Raw genomic sequence first — 18,904 nt, forward strand, 5'->3', positions numbered from 1 at the left:
GAGCTCGCCGGCGCGGCTGGCCATGGCCATGGCGGCGGAGGCCCAGCTCTTGCGGCGGACCTGGCAGAGGGCGTCGGCCACGGCGTCGCGGTCGGCGGGCAGGCGGCGGGCGACCAGGCGGGTCAGCTGCGGCATCTCGCGCGGTTCGACCCGCAGGCCCGAGGCCAGGATGGCCGCTTCCGCCGGATGGGCGGGGGGCAGGGAGGCGTCACGCATTCGTCCGCGTCTTCCTTCCAGGACAAGGGGATGATGCCCGCCCATAGCGGAAAACGCCCCCCCGGCGCCAATGTTGCGGTGCCGGGGCAGGCATGTGCCGTGCCAGAAGGGGAAGCTTAAGGGTTCTTTTTTGAAAAAAAGAACCAAAAAACTTTTGTCAGCTGGCGTCCCGCCTATGGCCCGAGGCGGGACGCCAAACTGACAAAGTCTTTTTGCTTCTTTTTCTTCAGAAAAAGAAGGTTAAGAATCAAACGTGTTGTCCGCCATTGATGTGTACCTCGGCGCCATTGATGTAGGAGCTGGCCTCGGTGCACAGATAGAAGATCGTCTCGGCCACTTCGCGCGGTTCGCCCAGGCGGCCGAGCGGCACATTGGCTTCCACCAGCTCGTCGGTGCCGGGGGAGAGGATGGCGGTGCGGATCTCGCCCGGAGCGATGGCGTTGGCGCGGATGCCGAGCGGGCCGAATTCATGGGCAAACTCGCGCGTCAGCGCCGCCAGCCCGGCCTTGGACGCCGCATAGGCCACGCCGGCGAAGGGATGCACGCGCGAGCCGGCGATCGAGGTGACGTTGACGATGGCGCCCTTGGCCGCCTCCAGCTCCGGCAGCAGGGCGCGGGCCAGCAGGGCGGTGGAGACCAAATTGACGTTCAGCACCCGCGTCCAGGTCTCGGCATCGCTGACCCGGATGCCGAGGCGCGAGCCCTTCGGCCCCTTCGGCGAGATGCCGGCATTGTTGACCAGCGCATGCAGCTTGGCGCCGGGCAGGCGGCGGCGCACCTCCTCGGCCAGGGGCTCGATGCCGTCCAGCTCGGCCAGGTCGGCCTGGATGTGGTCCTCCTTGCCGCCGGGCCAGGGGCAGGCGTCCGAGAAGGGCTGGCGGGAGACGGTGAGGATGCGCCAGCCCCGCTCGCCGAACAGCTTCACCGTGGCGTGGCCGATGCCGCGGCTGGCGCCGGTCAGCAGGAGGACGCGGGTCTCGGGCATCGGGGGGTGATCCATCTCGGCAAGGGGCAGGGATGATGGGCACGGCCCCGCAGCGCCGCAAGGGGCGGGGTCAGGGCTGGAAGAGTCGCTCCAGCAGGGCGCGCAGCTGCGCCTGCTCGGGCTCGGAGAGCGGGGCGAGCAGCCGCGCCTCGGTCGCCACATGCGAGGCGACGACGCGGTCGGCCAGCGCCAGCCCCTCCTGCGTCAGGGCGATGCGGAAGGAGCGGCGATCCTCCGGGTCGGAGTGGCGGCGGACCAGGCCGCGCTGCTCCAGCCGGTCCAGCCGGTTGGTCATGGCGGAGGTGGAGAGCAGCATCTCCCGCGCCAGCTCGGTGGGGGAGAGGGAGCGACCGGCGCCCTGGCGGCGCAGCGTCATCAGCACGTCGAAGGCGGGGGAATCCAGGCCGTAGGGGGCGAGGTTGGCGGCGACGCCGCGGCGCAGCTGCTCGGCCGCGCGCCAGATGGCCCCGCACACCGCCATGGGGGCGGGGTCGAGGTCCGGGCGCTCCCGCCGCCATTGCGCCAGCAGCGTGTCGAGCGGCAGGGGCGGTGGCTCAGCCATGGGGACATGCCCCCGGGCCAGAGGAGAGGTATTCCCATGCAGGATAATTCGACGTAGGACTATGCCGCATGGAACCATCCTAGGCGACGCCCCGGCGGCGGCGCCAGGGCGGAACCGCTTCGGACCAGAGCCGGCGCCCCTCGCCGGCACGGAAGGAACAGCCATGTCCCGGCCGGGAAACCCCGCGCCCGCCCGCCCCGGCGCACGCGCCGCCATCCTGCTGGCGCTGCTGGCGCCCTGCTTCTGGGGCTCGACCTATATCGTCTTCACCCAGACCCTGCCGGTGGAGCACCCGCTGCTGGTGGCGGCGCTGCGCGCCCTGCCGGCCGGCATCCTGCTGATGTTGCTGGGCGCCGGCCTGCCGCCGCGCGAGAAGCTGGGCCGGCTGCTGCTGCTGGGGCTGGCCAATATCGGCCTGTTCTTCGCGCTGCTGTTCTTCAGCGCGGCGCGGCTGCCGGGGGGCGTGGCGGCGACGCTCAGCTCCAGCCAGCCGCTGGTGGTGGCCTTCCTGGCCTGGCCGCTGCTGGGCCGGGCGCCGCGCGCGGGCCAGGTGCTGGCGGCGCTGGCCGGCCTCGCCGGGGTCGCCATGCTGGTGCTGGATTCGCGGGCGCAGCTGGACCTGGCCGGGGCGGTGGCGGCGCTGCTGGCGACCTGCTGCATGGCCATGGGCACGGTGCTGATCGAGCGCTGGGGCAGGCTCGGCACGCCGCTGCAGCTGGCCGCCTGGCAGCTGGCGCTGGGTGGCGCGGTGCTGCTGCCCTTCGCCCTGCTGGTGGAGGGCGTGCCGCCCGCGCCGGATGCGCGCAACCTGCTGGGCTTCGCCTATCTGGTGCTGCCCGGCACGGCGCTGGCCTATTGGCTCTGGGTGCGCGGCATCGCCGCCGCCGGGGCAAGGCTGTCCTTCTTCGGCCTGCTCAGCCCGGTGGTGGCGACGCTGCTGGGGGCCACGCTGCTCGGCGAATGGCTGGCGCCGGTGCAGATGCTGGGCATCGTGCTGGTGCTGGGCTCCACCTTCGCCGGCATGCTGCTCTCCCGCCGCTGAGGCGCTTCTCTCTCAGTCGATGACCGCCTGGTAGGTCAGCACCCGCAGCTCCCGCCTTATCGGATAGGTGGAGGAGGGGGTGAGCTGGGTGAACAGGATCACCGCCATCTCCTCCGCCGGGTCGATCCAGAAGGCGGTGGAGGCAGCGCCGCCCCAGGCATACTCCCCCGGCGTGCCGAGGATCTGCGCCCGCGCCGGGTCGAGGGTCACGGAGAAGCCCAGGCCGAAGCCGATGCCCTCGGCGGTGGATTCCGACCAGCGCGCCTGGCCCATCGCCGCCATGTCGCCGCGCAGATGGTTCGAGGTCATCAGCTCCACCGTCTTGCGGCCGAGCAGCCGGGTGCCGTCCAGCACCCCCTTGTTCAGCATCAGCTGGCAGAAGCGCCAATAATCGCCGAGGGTCGAGACCAGCCCGCCGCCGCCGGAGGCGATCGCGGGCGGGCGGGCGAAGCGGCCGGTGGCGGGGTCGTCGATCAGCGTCAGCCCGCCCTCGGCCGAGGGGATGTAGTTGGCGGCGAAGCGCGGCAGTTTTTCCGCCGGCACGTGGAAATCCGTGTCCACCATGCCGAGCGGCGCCAGGATGCGCTGGCGCATGAAATCGCTGAATTCCTGGCCGGAGACCACGGCCACCAGATGCCCCAGCACATCGGTGGAGATGCTGTAGTTCCAGGCTGCCCCGGGCTGGGCGATCAGCGGCAGCCGGGCGGCGCGGCCCACCAGCTCCGCCAGGCTGGTCTCGGCGGTCTGGAAATCGACGCCCTGCTCGCGATAGGCGGCATCCACGAGATTGGCCTGCATGAAGCCGTAGGTGAGGCCCGAGGTGTGGGTCATCAGCTCGCGGATGGTGATGTCGCGCTGCGCCGGCACCGTGTCGATCCGCCCGCGCGCGCCGCCCGCCATCACCCGCATGTCGCGGAATTCCGGCAGGAAGCGGGTGATCGGGTCGTCCAGCTGGAAGCGCCCCTCCTCATACAGCATCAGCGCCGCCAGGCTGGTGAGCGGCTTGGTCATCGAATAGATGCGCACCATCGTGTCGGGCGCCATCGGCGTGCCGCGCTCGCGGTCCGCCTGGCCGGCGCAATGCAGCAGGCCGATGCGGCCGCGCCGCGCCACCAGCACGCTCACCCCCGGCAATCTCCCCGAATCGGCCCAGCGATCCGCCCAGTCGGCGACACGGCGCAGACGCTGCGGGCAGAGCCCCAGCGCGGCGGGATCGGTGGTTTCGAGATTCATGGCGGCTCTCCTCGGCGGCGCGGCGGGATGCTGACGCCGGCGGCGCCGCGCGTCGAGGGGAAGCGGTTTTCCGCAGAATGAAATGCCATTCTGCATATTGAATGGCCGTCCGGCTGGGTCTAGCCTCCCCGCCAAGGCCGCCAACAAGGCCGATCGGGACGGAACTGGGCGGTGCGCCGCCCCCGGGAAGGAATGCCGCCATTGCCTGACACGCCCTTGCCCCCAGCCGCCGCCCTGCCGATGGGCAGCCTCTCGGCGCTGCTGGCGCCGCGCTCGGTGGCGGTGATCGGCGCCTCGGGGGATGCCACGCGCATTGGCGGGCGGCCGATCGCCTATATGCAGTCGCTGGGCTATCAGGGCCGCATCCTGCCGGTGAACCCGAAGCACGGCATGGTGCAGGGGCTGCCCGCCTTCGCCAGCGTGGCCGAGCTGCCCGAGGTGCCGGAGGCCGCGATCATCGCCGTGCCCGCCGCCGCCGCCGGCCCGGCGCTGCAGCAGCTGGCCGAGCGCGGCGTGAAGGCCGCCATCATGTTCAGCGCCGGCTTCGCCGAGATGGGCGAGGCGGGCGAGGCCGAGCAGGACCGCATGGTGGCCGCCGCCCGCGCCCATGGCATGCGGCTGCTGGGGCCCAATTGCCTCGGCCTGTTCAACGCCCGCACCGGCTTCTACGGCACCTTCACCAGCAGCCTGGAGCGCGGCACGCCGAAGCCCGGGCCGATCGGCATCGCCAGCCAGTCCGGCGCCTATGGCATGCACCTGTTTGGCCTGGCGCGCGACCATGGGCTGGGCCTGTCCTGCGTCGTCACCACCGGCAATGAGGCCGACCTCAATGTCGGCCACATGATCGGCTGGATGGCACAGGACCCGGACACCGAGGTGATCGCCGCCTATGCCGAGGGCATCCGCGACGCGGAAAGCTTCCTGGCGGCGCTGGAACTCGCCCGGCGCAACCGCAAGCCGGTGGTGATGATGAAGGTCGGCCGCAGCGCGGTGGGCAGCGCCGCCGCGCGCTCGCACACCGCCTCGATCGCCGGCGATGATGCGGTGACGGACGCGGTGCTGGCCGAGTACGGCGTGGTGCGCGCCCGCACCACGGAGGAGATGCTGGACATCGCCCGGCTGGCGGCGCGGCGCATCTATCCGGCGGGCAATTCGCTCGGCGTGCTGACCATCAGCGGCGGCGCCGGCGTGCTGATCTCCGACGCCGCCGAGGCCGTCGACCTGCCCATGCCGCCCATGCCGGAGGCGGCGCAGCAGGCGCTGCGCGACGCGCTGCCCTATTGCGCGCCGCAGAACCCGGTCGACTGCACCGCCCAGGCGCTGAACGATCTTTCGCTCGTTGGCACCTTCGCGAAGTCGCTGGTGGAGCAGGGTGGCTACAGCTCCATCCTCTCCTTCTTCACCCATGCGGGGGGCGCGGCCTCGGTGGCGCCAAGGCTGCGGCAGGAGCTGGCGGCGGTGCGGGCGGCGCATCCGGACCGTCTCTTCGTGCTCTCTGTGCTCGCCGAGCCGGAGATGGTGCGGCAATTCGAGGCGGATGGCTTCACCGTCTTCGAGGATCCGTCGCGCGCGGTGGCGGCGATCCATGCCATGGGCCGCTATGGCGAGTCCTTCGCCCGCGCCGCGCCGCCCCCGCCCGCCGCGCTGCCGCCCATCACCCTGCCGGCGACGACACCCAGCGAGGCCGAGGCCAAGCGCATCCTGGCCCAGGCCGGCATCCCGGCCGCACCGGAAGAAACCTGCGCCACGGCGGAGGCGGCGGTGGCGGCAGCGGAGCGCATCGGCTTCCCCGTGGTGCTGAAGATCCTTTCGCCCGATATCCTGCACAAATCCGAAATCGGCGGCGTGCTGCTGAACGTCTCTGACGCCGCCGCCGTGCGCGAGGGCTTTTCGCTGTTGCTGCAACGCGCGAAGGAGGCCGCGCCCGCCGCGCGGATCGAGGGCGTGCTGGTGGCGAAGCAGCTCTCCGGCGGGGTGGAGTGCATCCTCGGCGTGCATCGCGACCCGGTCTTCGGTCCCGTCGCCATGTTCGGCCTGGGCGGCATCTTCGTCGAGATCCTGAAGGATGTCTCTTTCCGGCGCTGCCCCTTCGGGGAGGCGGAAGCCGAAGAGATGATCCGCTCGATCAAGGGTTTTCCCCTGTTGGCCGGCGCCCGTGGCCGCCCGCCCGCCGATATCGACGCGCTGAAAAAAATGCTGTCGCGCCTGTCGGTCTTTGCGCACCAGGCCGGGCCGCGCCTGGCGGGCATCGACCTGAACCCGGTCTTCGCCATGCCGGCGGGGCAGGGCGCCTTCGCCGCCGATGCGGTGATCGACATCGCGGAGGACGCGCCGTGATCAACCACGAAAAACTGCTGAACTACGCCATTCCGGAGGTGCGCCAGCGCGTCACGCCGCGCGACGCGGTGCTCTACGCCCTGTCCATCGGCTTCGGCCAGGACCCGATGGAGGAGCGGCAGATCCCCTTCGTCAGCACGCATCGCGGCCCGCTGGTGGTGCCTGCCATGGCGGTGGTGCTGGGCCATCCCGGCTTCTGGCTCGGCCGGCCGGACACCGGCGTGGACGCGGTGAAGCTGGTGCATGGCGAGCAGGAGATCGAGCTGCACGCGCCGATCCCGGCCGAGGGCGAGGTGATCGGCCAGACGCGCGTCACCGGCATCGTCGACAAGGGCGAGGGCAAGGGCGCGCTGCTCTACTCGGAGAAACGCCTGACCGATGCGGCCAGCGGCGCGCTGCTGGCGGTGACGCGCAGCACCACCTTCCTGCGCGGCGATGGCGGTTTCGGCGGGCCCAGCGGACCCGTGCGCCCGCCCAACCCGATGCCGGAGAGCGCGCCCGACATCACGCTCGACCTGCCGACGCGGCCCGAGCAGGCCTTCTATTACCGGCTGAACGGCGACGACAATCCGCTGCACACCGAGCCGGAGGTGGCGGCGCGCGCCGGTTTCCCGCGGCCGATCCTGCACGGGCTGTGCACGCTGGGCGTCGTCACCCATGCGCTGCTGCGCGAGCTGTGTGGCTATGACCCGGCGCGGCTGCGCGCGCTGTCGCTGCGCTTCTCCGCCCCCGTCTTCCCGGGCGAGACCATCCGCACCGAGATCTGGCGCGACGGCGCCTTCCGCGCGCGGGTGGTGGAGCGCGACATCATCGTCGTCAACAATGGCAAGGCGGAGATCGCGGCATGAGCGCCATGCTGGAGCAGGATGATTCGCTGCGCATGATCCGCGACAGCGCGGCGGGCCTGGCGCCGCGCCAGGGCGACCGCCGGCGCATCCGTGCGCTGCGTTTCCAGGCGCCGGGCTTCGACCGCCAGGTCTGGCGGCAGATGGGTGAGCTGGGCTGGATCGGCCTTCGGCTGCCAGAGGAGAAGGGCGGCAGCGGCCTCGGCATGGCCGAGTTCTGCGCGCTGGCCGAGGAACTCGGCGCGGCGCTGGCGCCGGAGCCGCTGATCCAGGGTGCGCTGTCGGCCGCGCTGCTGGCCGAGGCCGGCGCCGAGGCCGAGCTGGAAGCGCTGCTGGCCGGCGAGAGCGTGGTGCTGACCGCCTGGCAGGAAGCCCCCGCCACGCTGGACGCGCCCGGCACGCCGGAGGCGCCGCGCCGCTTCATCCCCATGGCGGGCGGGGCGGATGCCTTCCTGCTGCCCTGGCAGGGCGGGCTGCGCTGGCAGGAGTCTTCCGGTGCCGATCTCACGCTGGAGCCGACGCAGGATGGCGGAACCTTCGGCACGCTGCGCCCGGCACCCACCCGCCTGCTCAGCGAGCAGGTGGCGCTGACGGAAAAACTCGAGGAGGCGGCGCTGGCGAGCGCGGCCTATCTGCTCGGCGTGATGGAGCAGGCCTTCGCGCTGACGCTGGACTACCTCCGCACCCGCCAGCAATTCGGCAAGCCGATCGGCAGCTTCCAGGCGTTGCAGCACCGCGCGGCGGACCTCAAGATCCAGATCGCGCTGAGCCGCGCCAGCATCGAGGCGGCGGCTTCGCTTTGCGACCGTGGCGCCGCGCCGCGCCTGCGCACAGCGGCCATCGCGCGCGCCAAGGCACGCGCCGGCGACGCGGCGCTGCTGGTGACCCGCCAGGCGATCCAGCTGCATGGCGGCATCGGCTACACCGACGAGGCCGATATCGGCCTGTATCTGCGCAAGGCCATGGTGGTGGCCAACCAGTTCGGCCCCGCCGCGCTGCATCGCCGCCGCTTCGCCGAGGCCCAGCCGGAGGATGAGGCATGAGCGATTGGAACGCGCTGTCCGACGAGGAATTCCGCGCCGAGGTGCGCCGCTTCGTCGAGGCCGAATACCCCGCCCATCTGCGCAACCCGCCGCACCGCCTGCACTGGCGGGAGGGTGAGGAATGGTTCCGCATCCTGCAGCGGAAGGGCTGGGTGGCGCCGGGCTGGCCGGTCGAACTCGGCGGCATGGGGCTCGACGCCTCGAAGCAGATCATCCTGATCGAGGAGTATGAGCGGCACGGCGTGGCGCGGCTGCCCGATCATGGCGTGATCATGCTCGGCCCGCTGCTGATCCGCTTCGGCACCGCGGAACAGCGCGCGCGCTTCCTGCCGAAGATCCTGGCCGGCGAGCATATCTGGTGCCAGGGCTATTCCGAGCCCGGCGCCGGCTCCGACCTCGCCGCCTTGCGCACCGAGGCGGTGCGCGAGGGCGACCACTACATCGTCAACGGCCAGAAGATCTGGACCACACTGGCGACCGACGCCAACTGGATTTTTTGTCTGGTCCGCACCGACAAGAGCGCCAAGAAGCAGGACGGCATTTCCTTCCTGCTGATCGACATGGCGACGCCGGGGGTGACGGTTCGGCCGATCATCAATCTCGGCCTGCATGACGAGTTCTGTGAGGTGTTCTTCGACAATGTCCGCGTGCCTGCGGAAAACCTCGTTGGCGAGGTGAACAAGGGCTGGAGCATGGCGAAGGCCCTGCTCGGCTTCGAGCGGATTTTTCTCGGTTCGCCACGCCAGTCGGCCTATGCGCTGTCGCGGCTGAAGAGCCTGGCCGAGCGGATGGGCGTGTTCGATGAGCCGGAGTTCCAGGACCGCTACATCCGCCTGCGCTGCGACCTGGCCGACCACAAGGCGCTGTATGAGAGCTTCGTCGCCATCCTGCGGCGCGGCGAATCGCTTGGCCCCGATGTCTCGATGCTGAAGCTGCACCAATCCGACCTGTTCCAGCGCATCACCGAGCTGATGCTGGAGATCGGCGGTGAGAATGCGGGTCTGCTGCAGCCGATGGAGGGCAATCGCGACCTGCACCCGGCCGGGCTGTTCATCGAGGCGCGGCCGACCACGATCTATGGCGGCAGTTCCGAGATCCAGCGCGGCATCCTGGCCAAGAACGTTCTCGAACTGCCCGGCTGAGACACGACCGCCGGAAAGGCGGCGAGAGGGAGGAAGTGGCATGAGAGCATGGAGCAGGCGGCAGGCCCTGGCATTGCCGGGCGCATTGCTGGCGGCGCCCGCCCTGGCGCAGGGCAACTGGCCCGCGCGCCCGGTGCGGATGGTGATTCCCTTCCCGCCCGGCGGGACCACCGACCTGATGGCGCGGCTGCTGGCGGAACGCCTGTCGCAGCGCCTGGGCCAGCCGGTGGTGACGGAGAACCGCGCCGGCGCCGGCGGCAATATCGGCGCCGATGCCGTCGCCAAGGCGGAGCCGGATGGCTACACCATCCTGATGGCGTCCATCGGCACGGCGGCGATCAACTACGCCGCCTATGGCCCCAACATGCCCTACAAGCCGGAGCAGCTGGCGGCGGTCGCGCTGGTGACGCGCGTGCCGAATGTCGTGCTGGCCTCGACCGAATCGGGGCTGAACGATTTTCCCGCGCTGGTGGCGATGGCGAAGCGCGAGCCGGGCAAGCTGAACTATGGCACCTCCGGCATCGGCGGCAGTCCGCATGCCTGCATGGAATTGCTGAAGGTGCGCGCCGGCATCGACCTGACGCATGTGCCCTATCGCGGCTCCGGCCCGATGCTGACCGAGCTGGTCGCGGGCCGCATCCAGACGGCGATGGACAACATCCCCTCCGCGCTGAACTTCATCCGCGAGGGGCGCATCAAGGCGCTCGCGGTGACCAGCCGGCAGCGCGTGCCCACCCTGCCGGATGTGCCGACGCTGATCGAAGCCGGCATCGCCGATTTCGATGCCACCGCCTGGTTCGGCCTGCAGGCCCCGGCCGCGACGCCGGCGCCGATCCTGGCGAAGCTGGGCGGCGCGGTGGACGCCATCGTGCGCACGCCGGAATGGCAGGAGCGCGTGTCCGGCTTCGCCGCCGACCTGCCGCGGCTGACGCCGGAGGGCGGCACCACCCCCGCCGCTTTCGCCGAGTTCATCCGTGCCGAGATCGTGCGCTGGGCGGAGGTCGCGAAGGCGGCCAATATCACGGTCCAGTAGGTCCAGAAGGAGAGAGGCGTTTGAGCATCCGAGGCAAGGCCTGCATCGTCGGGGCCTATGAGCACCCGACCCGCAAGGCCGAGGACAAGAGCACGGCGCAGCTGCATGCCGAGGTGGCGCTGGGCGCGCTGCGCGATGCGGGGCTGACACGCGCCGATGTGGATGGCTATTTCTGCGCCGGCGACGCGCCGGGCATGGGCCCGCTCAGCATGGCCGACTATATCGGCCTGACGCGGCTCTCCCACTACGATTCCACCGATGTCGGCGGCTGCTCCTACCTGGCGCATGTGGCGCATGCGGCCGAGGCCATCGCCATGGGCAAGTGCAAGGTGGCGCTGATCACGCTGGCCGGCCGCCCGCGCTCGGAAGGTGTGGCGACCGGCACGGCGCCGCGCCCGGGCGACCCGCGCCAGCCCGACGTGCAGTTCGAATATCCCTTCGGGCCGGCGATCGCGAACATGTACGCCATGTGCGCGCAGCGCCACATGTACGAATATGGCACGACCTCGGAGCAACTGGCCTGGATCAAGGTCGCCGCCAGCCATCACGCGCAGCACAATGAACACGCGATGCTGCGCAAGGTCGTCACCGTCGAGGATGTGGTGAACTCCCCGCTGGTGGCGGACCCGCTGCACCGCCTGGATTGCTGCGTCATCAGCGATGGCGGCGGCGCGCTGGTGGTGACCAGCCCGGAGATCGCCCGCAGCCTGAAGCGGCCGCTGGTCGGCATCCGCGGCGCGGGCGAGGCGATCAAGCATGTCGATGGCGGGCGCATCGACCTGACCTATACCGGCGCGCGCTATGCCGGCGCCCGCGCCTTCGAGATGGCTGGGGTGAAGCCCGCCGACATCAAGTACGCCAGCATCTATGACAGCTTCACCATCACCGTGCTGATGCAGCTGGAGGATCTCGGCTTCTGCGAGAAGGGCCAGGGCGGCAAGTTCGTGTCGGACGGCAATCTGATCTCGGGTGTCGGCAAGCTGCCCTTCAACACCGATGGTGGCGGGCTGTGCAACAACCACCCGGCCAATCGCGGTGGCATCACCAAGGTGATCGAGGCGGTGCGGCAGCTGCGCGGCGAGGCGCATCCGGCCGTGCAGGTGAAGAATTGCGACCTGGCACTGGCGCATGGCACGGGCGGTTCGCTCGGCACGCGGCATGGCAGCGCGACCCTGGTGCTGGAGAGGCTGTGACCATGAGCGAACGCATCCCCCCCGCGCCGGTCGGCGATCCCTCCACCCAGCGTTTCTGGGACGCGGCGCGGCAGGGCCGCCTGTTGATCGGCCGCAACACCAAGACGGGCCAGACGCATTACCCGCCGCGCCCCTTCTGCCCCTTCAGCGATGAGGGCGAAGTGGAGTGGATCGAGGCCAGCGGCGAGGGCACGGTCTACAGCTTCAGCATCATGCGCGCCAAGACGCCCTATGCCATCGCCTATGTCGAGCTGGCCGAGGGCCCGCGCATGATGACGAACATCGTCGGCTGCGACTTCGATGCCGTGAAGATCGGCATGAAGGTGAAGCTGGCGTTCCGCGACACCGAGGGCGACGGCCCGCCGGTGCCGATGTTCACCCCAGCCTGACTGATGGGAGGTGCAGGAACCTCAGGTTCCTGCCGGGGGTCCAGGGGGCAGCGCCCCCTGGTACGAGCTTTCAGGAAGGAAAACGCAGGCAATGATGCTGCAGGACAAGGTTGCCATCGTCACGGGTGCGGGTGGCGGGATCGGGCGTGAGATCGCCCTCGCCATGGCGCTGGCCGGTGCGAAGGTGGTGATCAACGACATCGGCGCCTCGCTGAGCGGCGAGGGCCAGACCTCCGCCACGCCGGGCGAGCAGACCAAGGCGATCATCGAGCAGCGCGGCGGCCAGGCGGTGACCAACACCGACAGCGTGGCGGACTGGGACAGCGCCAAGCGCATCGTGCAGAGCGCCATCGACGCCTTCGGCCGTGTCGACATCGTGGTCAACAATGCCGGCATCCTGCGCGACCAGATCTTCCACAAGATGACGCCGGAGGAATGGCTCTCCGTCATCAATGTGCATCTGAACGGCAGCTTCTTCGTCTCCCGCGCCGCGGCGGAGCATTTCCGCGCCCAAGGGTCGGGCGCCTATGTACACATGACCTCGACCTCCGGCCTGATCGGCAATTTCGGCCAGGCCAACTATTCGGCGGCGAAGCTCGGCATCGCGGCGCTGTCGAAGTCGATCGCCCTCGACATGCAGCGCTTCGGCGTGCGTTCCAACTGCATCGCGCCCTTCGCCTGGAGCCGCATGACCAGCTCCATCCCGGCCGAGACGCCGGAGCAGAAGGCGCGGGTGGAGAAGCTGAAGCGCATGACGCCGGAGAAAAACGCGCCGCTGGCGGTGTTCCTGGCCAGCGATGCGGCGAAGGAGGTCAACGGGCAGATCTTCGCGGCGCGCAACAACGAGATCTTCCTGTTCAGCCAGCCCCGGCCCGTGCGCAGCGCGCATCGCGAGGATGGCTGGACACCGGAACTGATCGCCGAACACGCCCTGCCGTCGCTGCGCGCGCAATTCCTGCCTTTGGATCGCAGCGGGGACGTGTTCTCCTGGGATCCGGTGTAAGAGAAGAAAAAAGGCCGGGGGAAGGAATTCCCCCGGACCCCCCATCTTTTTTCTGTCAGTTGGGAGGAATGGCGATGGGTGTGACGCAGGAGCTGGCCGGCTTCACGGCGGGGCTGCGGGCCGAAAGCCTGCCGCCGGAGGTCGCGGAACGCGCCAAGGCGCTGGTGCTGGACCTGGTCGGCAACATCGTGCGCGCCCGCGCCGAGGCCGAGAGCACGCCCGCCCTGCTGCGCATGGTGCAGGCGCTGGGGCTGGGGCAGGGCAGCGCGCGGGTCTTCGGCGACAGCGCCACCTACAGCCCCGCCGGCGCGGCGCTGATCAACGCGACGCTCGGCCACTCGCTGGATTTCGACGACACCCACGCCGTCGCCGTGGTGCATCCCGGCGCGCCGGTGATTCCGGCGGCCCTCGCGGCGGGCGAGATGGTCGGCGCCTCGGGCGCCGAGGTGCTGGCCGGCATCGTGGCGGGCTACGAGGTCGCGCTGCGCCTGGCGCTGGCCCTGCCGGCCGGCGCGCATTACGACCGTGGCTTCCATCCCTCCGCCACCTGCGGTGCCTTCGGCGCGGCGGCCGCGGCGGCGCGCGTCTTCGGGCTGGATGCGGCGGGAGTGGAATCGGCGCTGGGCATCGCGCTCAGCCAATGCGCCGGCAGCCTGCAATTCCTCGCGAATGGCGCCTGGACCAAGCGCTTCCAGGTGGGCTGGGCCGGCATGTCGGGCCTCGCCGCCGCCACCCTGGCGCGCGAGGGCTTCAAAGGCGCGGCCGACGCCATCGAGGGCCGCCAGGGCTTCCTGCGCGCCTATGCGCCCGACCCGAAGCCGGAGCGTGTCTGCCAGGATCTCGGCCAGGTCTGGGAGCTGATGGCGACAGGCGTGAAGCCCTACCCCTCCTGCCGCTGGGGCCATGCCGGAATCGACGCCGCGCTGGCGCTGCGCGCCGAGCTGGGCCTGAAGCCGGAGGAGGTGGAGGGCGCGACGCTCGGCCTCTCCCGCGCCGGCATGCTGCTGGTGGGCGAGCCCGCCGAGCGCAAGGCGGATCCGCAGAACATCGTCGATGGCCAGTTCAGCGGGCCTTTTGTTATCGCCACGGCGCTGTCGACCGGCGCGATGGGCTGGGACAGCTACGCGAAGCTCAAGGATCCCGCGATCCGCGCCATGATGCAGCACATCGCCTGCGAGAACGACCCCGAGATCGAGGCCGAGTTCCCCGCCAACATGTCCGGCAAGCTGACGCTGCGCGCGCGGGGCCAGGTCTTCACCCGCAAGGTCATCGTGCCGAAGGGCGAGCCCGACAATTTCCTCAGCGAGGCCGAGCTGCGCGCCAAATTCGCGGGCCTGGCCGACACGGTGCTGGGCGCCGAGCAGGCGAATGCGCTGGCCGAGACCATCGGGCGGCTGGATCGCCTGAACGACATTTCCTCCCTGTTGCGCAGCCCGGCCGAGGCGGCCTGAAGGACGACCATGCTGCAGACCACGCCGAACGACCCGCATGCCGAGATCCGCGAGGAGGTCGCCAAGCTCTGCGCCCGCTTCCCCGGCGAATACTGGCGCAAGCTGGATGAGGTGCGCGGCTACCCGACCGAATTCGTGCAGGCGCTGACCCAGGCCGGCTGGCTGGCGGCGCTGATTCCGGAGGAGTTCGGTGGCTCCGGCCTGCCGCTCTCGGCGGCCGCGGCGATCCTCGAGGAGATCCAGCGCCAGGGCTGCAACGGCGCCGCCTGCCACGCGCAGATGTACATCATGGGCACCATCCTGCGGCATGGCAGCGACCGCCAGAAGCAGGAGTATCTGCCGAAGATCGCCAGCGGCGAACTGCGTTTGCAGGCTTTCGGCGTGACCGAGCCGACCAGCGGCACCGACACCACCAGCCTGCGCACCTTCGCGAAGAAGGAAGGCGACAAGTACATCGTCAACGGCCAGAAGATCTGGACCAGCCGGGCCGAGCATTCCGACCTGATGCTGCTGCTGGCCCGCACCACGCCGCGCGACCAAGTGGCGAAGAAGACCGAGGGGCTGTCGACCTTCATCGTCGACATGCGCACGGTGCTGGGCAAGGGGCTGACCATCCGCCCCATCCGCACCATGATGAACCACAATTCCTGCGAGGTCTTCTTCGATAACATGGAAGTGCCCGCCGAGAACCTCGTCGGCGTCGAGGGCAAGGGCTTCCGCTACATCCTGGACGGCATGAATGCCGAGCGGCTGCTGATCGCCGCCGAGTGCATTGGCGATGCCAAGTGGTTCATCGAGAAGGCGGTGGGCTACGCCAAGGAGCGTGTGCTGTTCGGCCGGCCGATCGGGCAGAACCAGGGTGTGCAATTCCCCATCGCGCGCGCCTATGCGCAGATGCGCGCGGCCGAGGCCATCGTGCAGAAGGGCCTCGCCAAGTTCGAGGCGGGCGTGAATCCCGGCGAGGAAGCGAACATGGGAAAAATGCTGGCCGCCGAGGCCAGTTGGGCCGCGGCCGAGGCCTGCGTGCAGACCCATGGCGGCTTCGGCTTCGCCGAGGAGTATGACGTGGAACGGAAGTTTCGCGAGACGCGGCTGTATCAGGTGGCGCCGATCAGCACCAATCTCGTGCTTTCCTATCTCGGCGAGCATGTGCTGGGCATGCCGCGGAGCTACTGAGCATGGACAAGCCGCTGGCCGGGCTGCTGGTCGTCTCGATGGAGCAGGCGGTGGCCGCCCCCACCTGCTCGGTGAAGCTGGCCGATGCCGGGGCGCGCGTCATCAAGATCGAGCGCGCCGAGGGCGATTTCGCGCGTGGCTACGATCGCGCCGCCGCCGGGCAGTCGAGCTATTTCGTCTGGCTCAATCGCGGCAAGGAAAGCGTCTGCCTCGACATCAAGCAGGAGGGCGACAAGGCGCTGCTGGCGGCGCTGCTGGCGAAGGCCGATGTCTTCATCCAGAATCTGGCACCGGGCGCGATGGCGCGGGCGGGTTTCGGCAGCGCGGCGCTGCGGCAGCGCCATCCTCGCCTGATCACCGTCGACATCAGCGGCTATGGCGAGAGCGGCGACTACGCCGCGATGAAGGCCTATGACCTGCTGGTGCAGGCGGAAAGCGGCCTGGCCTCGATCACCGGGCATCCGGCGGGGCCGGGGCGCGTCGGCGTCTCGGTCTGCGACATCGCCACCGGCACCATGGCGCATGCGGCGGTGCTGGAGGCGCTGATCGCCCGTGGCATCAGCGGAGAGGGGCGTTCCATCGCCATCTCGCTCTTCGACGCCATGGCCGATTGGATGAACGTTCCTCTGTTGTATTTCGAGGGCACGGGGAAGGCGCCGCAGCGGCTTGGCCTGGCGCATCCGTCCATCTGCCCCTATGGCGCCTTCGCCACGGCCGATGGCGCGCTGGTGCTGATCTCGATCCAGAATGAGCGCGAGTGGCAGCAATTCTGCGCCGCCTTCCTGGGCGAGCCCGACCTGCCGCAGCGCGAGGGCTTCCGCAGCAATGTCGAGCGCGTCGCCCATCGCGCCATGGTGGATGCGCATGTCGGCGCCGTCTTCGCGACGCTGACGCGGGCCGAATGCGACGCCCGGCTGCGCGCGGCCAACACCGCCTATGGCTTCGTCAACGATCTGCCGGCGCTGGCCGCGCATCCGGCGCTGCGCCGGCTGTCGGTCGCGACGCCGAATGGCGCGGTCGCCATGGCCGCGCCCGCCGCGCGCTTCCCCGATGCGCCGCCGCGCGACTACCGCCCGGTGCCGGGGCTCGGCCAGCACACGGAGGCGGTGCGGGCCGAATTCATGGGCTGAACCGCAGGGAGGCGGCGATGCAGTTTGCCTATACGCCGGAGCAGGAGAGCGTGCGCGACGCCATCGCCCGCCTCTGTGCCGGCTTCGGCGACGAATACTGGCTGGCGCGCGACAGCGATGGCCGCTTCCCGCAGGAATTCCACCAGGCGCTGGCGCGCGATGGCTGGCTCGGCATCTGCATGCCGGAGCCCTTGGGCGGCGCCGGTCTCGGCATCGCCGAGGCCGCCATCATGATGCGCGCCATCGCCGAATCCGGCGCCGGCATGACCGGCGCCTCCGCCGTGCACATGAACATCTTCGGGCTGAACCCGGTGGTGGTGTTCGGCAGCACGGAGCAGCAGGCGCGCATGCTGCCGCCGCTGATCGCGGGGACCGAGCGCGCCTGTTTCGCGGTGACCGAGCCGAACACCGGCCTCGACACGACGAAGCTGCAGACGCGCGCCGAGCGGCGCGGCGACCATTACGTCGTGCATGGGCAGAAGGTGTGGATCTCCACCGCCCAGGTCGCCGAGCGCGTGCTGCTGCTGGCGCGCACCACGCCGCTGGAGCAGGTGACGCGCCGCACCGAGGGGCTCAGCCTGTTCTACACCGCGCTCGACCGGACGAAGGTGCGGGTGCGGGAAATCCCGAAAATGGGCCGCAAGGCCGTCGATTCCAACGAGGTGTTCTTCGATGGGCTGGAAGTGCCGGTGGAGGACCGCATCGGCGACGAGGGAAAAGGTTTCGACTACATCCTGCACGGGCTGAACCCGGAGCGCATCCTGGTGGCGGCGGAGGCGGTCGGGCTCGGCGCCGTGGCGCTGCGGCGCGCCACGGAGTACGCGAAGGATCGGCGCGTCTTCGGCCGCGCCATCGGGCAGAACCAGGCGATCCAGCACCCGCTGGCGGAAAGCTGGATGGCGCTGGAGGCCGCCTGGCTGATGGTGATGCAGGCCGCCTGGCGCTACGACCAGGGGATGAGCTGCGGCGCCGAGGCCAATGCGGCGAAATACCTCGCCGCCGAGGCCGGCTTCGAGGCCTGCCAGCGCGCGGTGATGACGCATGGCGGCTTCGGCTATGCCCGCGAATACCATGTGGAGCGCTATCTGCGCGAGGTGATGATCCCGCGCATCGCCCCCGTCAGCCCGCAGCTGATCCTCTGCTTCATCGCCGAGAAGGTGCTGGGCCTGCCGCGCTCCTACTGAAGCGCGGCGCCCGGCGCGGGGCTCAGCCGGCGTCGAGCTGCAGCCCCTCGCGCCGCACCACCTCGCCCCATTTCTCGGTCTCGGCGCGGACGAATTCGGCATAGTGCGCCGGCGTGCCATAGGCCGGCAGGCCGCCCATCTCGGCGAAGCGCTTCTGGGTTTCCGGCATGTCCAGCATCGCCTTGATCTCGGCGTTCAGCGCGGCCACCGCCGGCTCCGGCGTGCCGGCCGGGTAGAAGGCGCCGAACCAGGAATTCACCTCGTAGCGGGACAGTTCCGGCGCCACCTCGCGCATCGCCGGCAGGTCGGGCAGCTGCGGGTTGCGCTCGGCGCTGGTGACGCCGAGCGCGCGCACCGAGCCGGCGCGCACCTGCTGCACCGCGCTGGTGAGGTTGTCGAAGCTGAACTGCACCTCATTGCCCAGCAGCCCGACCATGGCGGGGCCGGCGCCGCGGTAATGCACGGCGATGGAGCGGCTGCCGGTGAGCTGGCTGAACCACACGGCGGAGAGATGCGGCGACTGCCCGACCCCCGGCGTGCCATAGCTCAGCTTGCCGGGATTCTCCCGCACATAGGCGATGAATTCCTGCGCCGTGTTCACCGGCAGGGAGGGATGCACCACCAGGACGTTCGGCCCACGGATCATGTTGGAGACGGGGATCAGCTGCTCCGCCCGGTAGGGCAGGTTGCGGAACAGCGAATAGGCGATGGCCTGCGGCCCGATATTGCCGAGCAGGATGGTGTGGCCATCGGGGCGGCTGCGCACCACCTCGGCGGTGCCGATGGTGCCGCCGGCGCCGGATTTGTTCTCCACCACCGCCGGCTGGCCCCAGTGCTGGGTCAGATGCGCCGCCAGCAGCCGCCCCATGATGTCCGTGGTGCCGGCGGCGGCGGCGGGCACGATGATGCGCACCGGCTGGCTCGGCCGCCAGCCGGCCAT

18 protein-coding genes are annotated in these 18,904 nt (G+C 70.1%); 13 read left to right on the plus strand and 5 right to left on the minus strand.

Translation table 11 applies throughout. The annotated features are described in order from the left end of the window. The 3 genes from HMPREF0731_RS25420 to HMPREF0731_RS12410 all read right to left on the minus strand — a co-directional run. On the minus strand, window positions 1-216 hold a 216-nt coding region (locus HMPREF0731_RS25420), incomplete at its 3' end, for a hypothetical protein (RefSeq protein WP_040613093.1). A gap of 247 nt (window positions 217-463) precedes the next feature. Continuing rightward, entirely contained in the window at window positions 464-1,201 is a 738-nt protein-coding gene (locus HMPREF0731_RS12405; protein ID WP_169312291.1) for an SDR family NAD(P)-dependent oxidoreductase, read from the minus strand. A 70-nt stretch (window positions 1,202-1,271) separates the two neighbouring features. Next, window positions 1,272-1,763 (minus strand): MarR family winged helix-turn-helix transcriptional regulator, encoded by a 492-nt coding sequence (locus tag HMPREF0731_RS12410; protein WP_007004488.1) that lies wholly within the window; start codon window positions 1,761-1,763, stop codon window positions 1,272-1,274. 163 nt (window positions 1,764-1,926) lie between these two features. Here HMPREF0731_RS12410 and HMPREF0731_RS12415 point away from each other — a divergent pair, with 163 nt between their 5' ends. Next, a complete protein-coding gene (locus HMPREF0731_RS12415) occupies window positions 1,927-2,805 on the plus strand; it encodes an EamA family transporter (protein ID WP_007004489.1) in 879 nt (292 codons plus the stop codon). A 12-nt stretch (window positions 2,806-2,817) separates the two neighbouring features. On the opposite strand, the gene HMPREF0731_RS12420 is transcribed toward HMPREF0731_RS12415, so the two are convergent. Then, entirely contained in the window at window positions 2,818-4,038 is a 1,221-nt protein-coding gene (locus tag HMPREF0731_RS12420; RefSeq protein ID WP_007004490.1) for a serine hydrolase domain-containing protein, read from the minus strand. 192 nt (window positions 4,039-4,230) lie between these two features. Between HMPREF0731_RS12420 and HMPREF0731_RS12425 the strand changes: the two genes are divergently transcribed. From HMPREF0731_RS12425 to HMPREF0731_RS12480, 12 genes are all read left to right on the plus strand, one after another. Continuing rightward, window positions 4,231-6,375, plus strand: coding sequence for an acetate--CoA ligase family protein (locus tag HMPREF0731_RS12425; protein ID WP_211207931.1), 2,145 nt, complete (start codon window positions 4,231-4,233; stop codon window positions 6,373-6,375). Further along, on the plus strand, window positions 6,372-7,223 hold the full coding sequence (locus tag HMPREF0731_RS12430) for a MaoC/PaaZ C-terminal domain-containing protein (RefSeq protein WP_007004492.1): 852 nt from the start codon (window positions 6,372-6,374) through the stop codon (window positions 7,221-7,223). The genes HMPREF0731_RS12425 and HMPREF0731_RS12430 overlap by 4 nt, the downstream gene beginning before the upstream one ends. After that, window positions 7,220-8,263, plus strand: a complete 1,044-nt coding sequence (locus tag HMPREF0731_RS12435) for an acyl-CoA dehydrogenase family protein (protein ID WP_007004493.1) — start codon at window positions 7,220-7,222, stop codon at window positions 8,261-8,263. The genes HMPREF0731_RS12430 and HMPREF0731_RS12435 overlap by 4 nt, the downstream gene beginning before the upstream one ends. After that, window positions 8,260-9,405: an acyl-CoA dehydrogenase family protein gene (locus HMPREF0731_RS12440; protein ID WP_007004494.1), complete on the plus strand. Its 1,146-nt coding sequence runs from the start codon at window positions 8,260-8,262 to the stop codon at window positions 9,403-9,405. The genes HMPREF0731_RS12435 and HMPREF0731_RS12440 overlap by 4 nt, the downstream gene beginning before the upstream one ends. A 40-nt stretch (window positions 9,406-9,445) precedes the next feature. Beyond that, window positions 9,446-10,438: a Bug family tripartite tricarboxylate transporter substrate binding protein gene (locus HMPREF0731_RS12445; RefSeq protein WP_007004495.1), complete on the plus strand. Its 993-nt coding sequence runs from the start codon at window positions 9,446-9,448 to the stop codon at window positions 10,436-10,438. Window positions 10,439-10,458: 20 nt separating this feature from the next. Continuing rightward, the gene (locus tag HMPREF0731_RS12450) at window positions 10,459-11,631 is read left to right on the plus strand and encodes a thiolase domain-containing protein (protein WP_007004496.1); all 1,173 of its coding nucleotides are present in this window, start codon (window positions 10,459-10,461) and stop codon (window positions 11,629-11,631) included. Window positions 11,632-11,633: 2 nt separating this feature from the next. Further along, entirely contained in the window at window positions 11,634-12,020 is a 387-nt protein-coding gene (locus HMPREF0731_RS12455) for a Zn-ribbon domain-containing OB-fold protein (RefSeq protein WP_040613097.1), read from the plus strand. Between the two features lie 91 nt (window positions 12,021-12,111). Then, window positions 12,112-13,023: an SDR family NAD(P)-dependent oxidoreductase gene (locus HMPREF0731_RS12460; protein WP_007004498.1), complete on the plus strand. Its 912-nt coding sequence runs from the start codon at window positions 12,112-12,114 to the stop codon at window positions 13,021-13,023. Window positions 13,024-13,097: 74 nt separating this feature from the next. Then, a complete protein-coding gene (locus HMPREF0731_RS12465) occupies window positions 13,098-14,474 on the plus strand; it encodes an MmgE/PrpD family protein (RefSeq protein ID WP_040613099.1) in 1,377 nt (458 codons plus the stop codon). Window positions 14,475-14,483: 9 nt separating this feature from the next. After that, window positions 14,484-15,650 (plus strand): acyl-CoA dehydrogenase family protein, encoded by a 1,167-nt coding sequence (locus HMPREF0731_RS12470; protein WP_007004500.1) that lies wholly within the window; start codon window positions 14,484-14,486, stop codon window positions 15,648-15,650. A gap of 2 nt (window positions 15,651-15,652) precedes the next feature. Beyond that, a complete protein-coding gene (locus HMPREF0731_RS12475) occupies window positions 15,653-16,780 on the plus strand; it encodes a CaiB/BaiF CoA transferase family protein (protein ID WP_007004501.1) in 1,128 nt (375 codons plus the stop codon). Between the two features lie 17 nt (window positions 16,781-16,797). Next, window positions 16,798-17,964 (plus strand): acyl-CoA dehydrogenase family protein, encoded by a 1,167-nt coding sequence (locus tag HMPREF0731_RS12480; RefSeq protein ID WP_007004502.1) that lies wholly within the window; start codon window positions 16,798-16,800, stop codon window positions 17,962-17,964. A gap of 22 nt (window positions 17,965-17,986) precedes the next feature. On the opposite strand, the gene HMPREF0731_RS12485 is transcribed toward HMPREF0731_RS12480, so the two are convergent. Continuing rightward, window positions 17,987-18,904 (minus strand): Bug family tripartite tricarboxylate transporter substrate binding protein (locus HMPREF0731_RS12485; RefSeq protein WP_007004503.1); only part of this gene is annotated, 918 nt, incomplete at its 5' end.

Source organism: Pseudoroseomonas cervicalis ATCC 49957 (genome assembly GCF_000164635.1).
In the GTDB taxonomy this organism is placed as follows: Bacteria; Pseudomonadota; Alphaproteobacteria; order Acetobacterales; family Acetobacteraceae; genus Pseudoroseomonas; species Pseudoroseomonas cervicalis.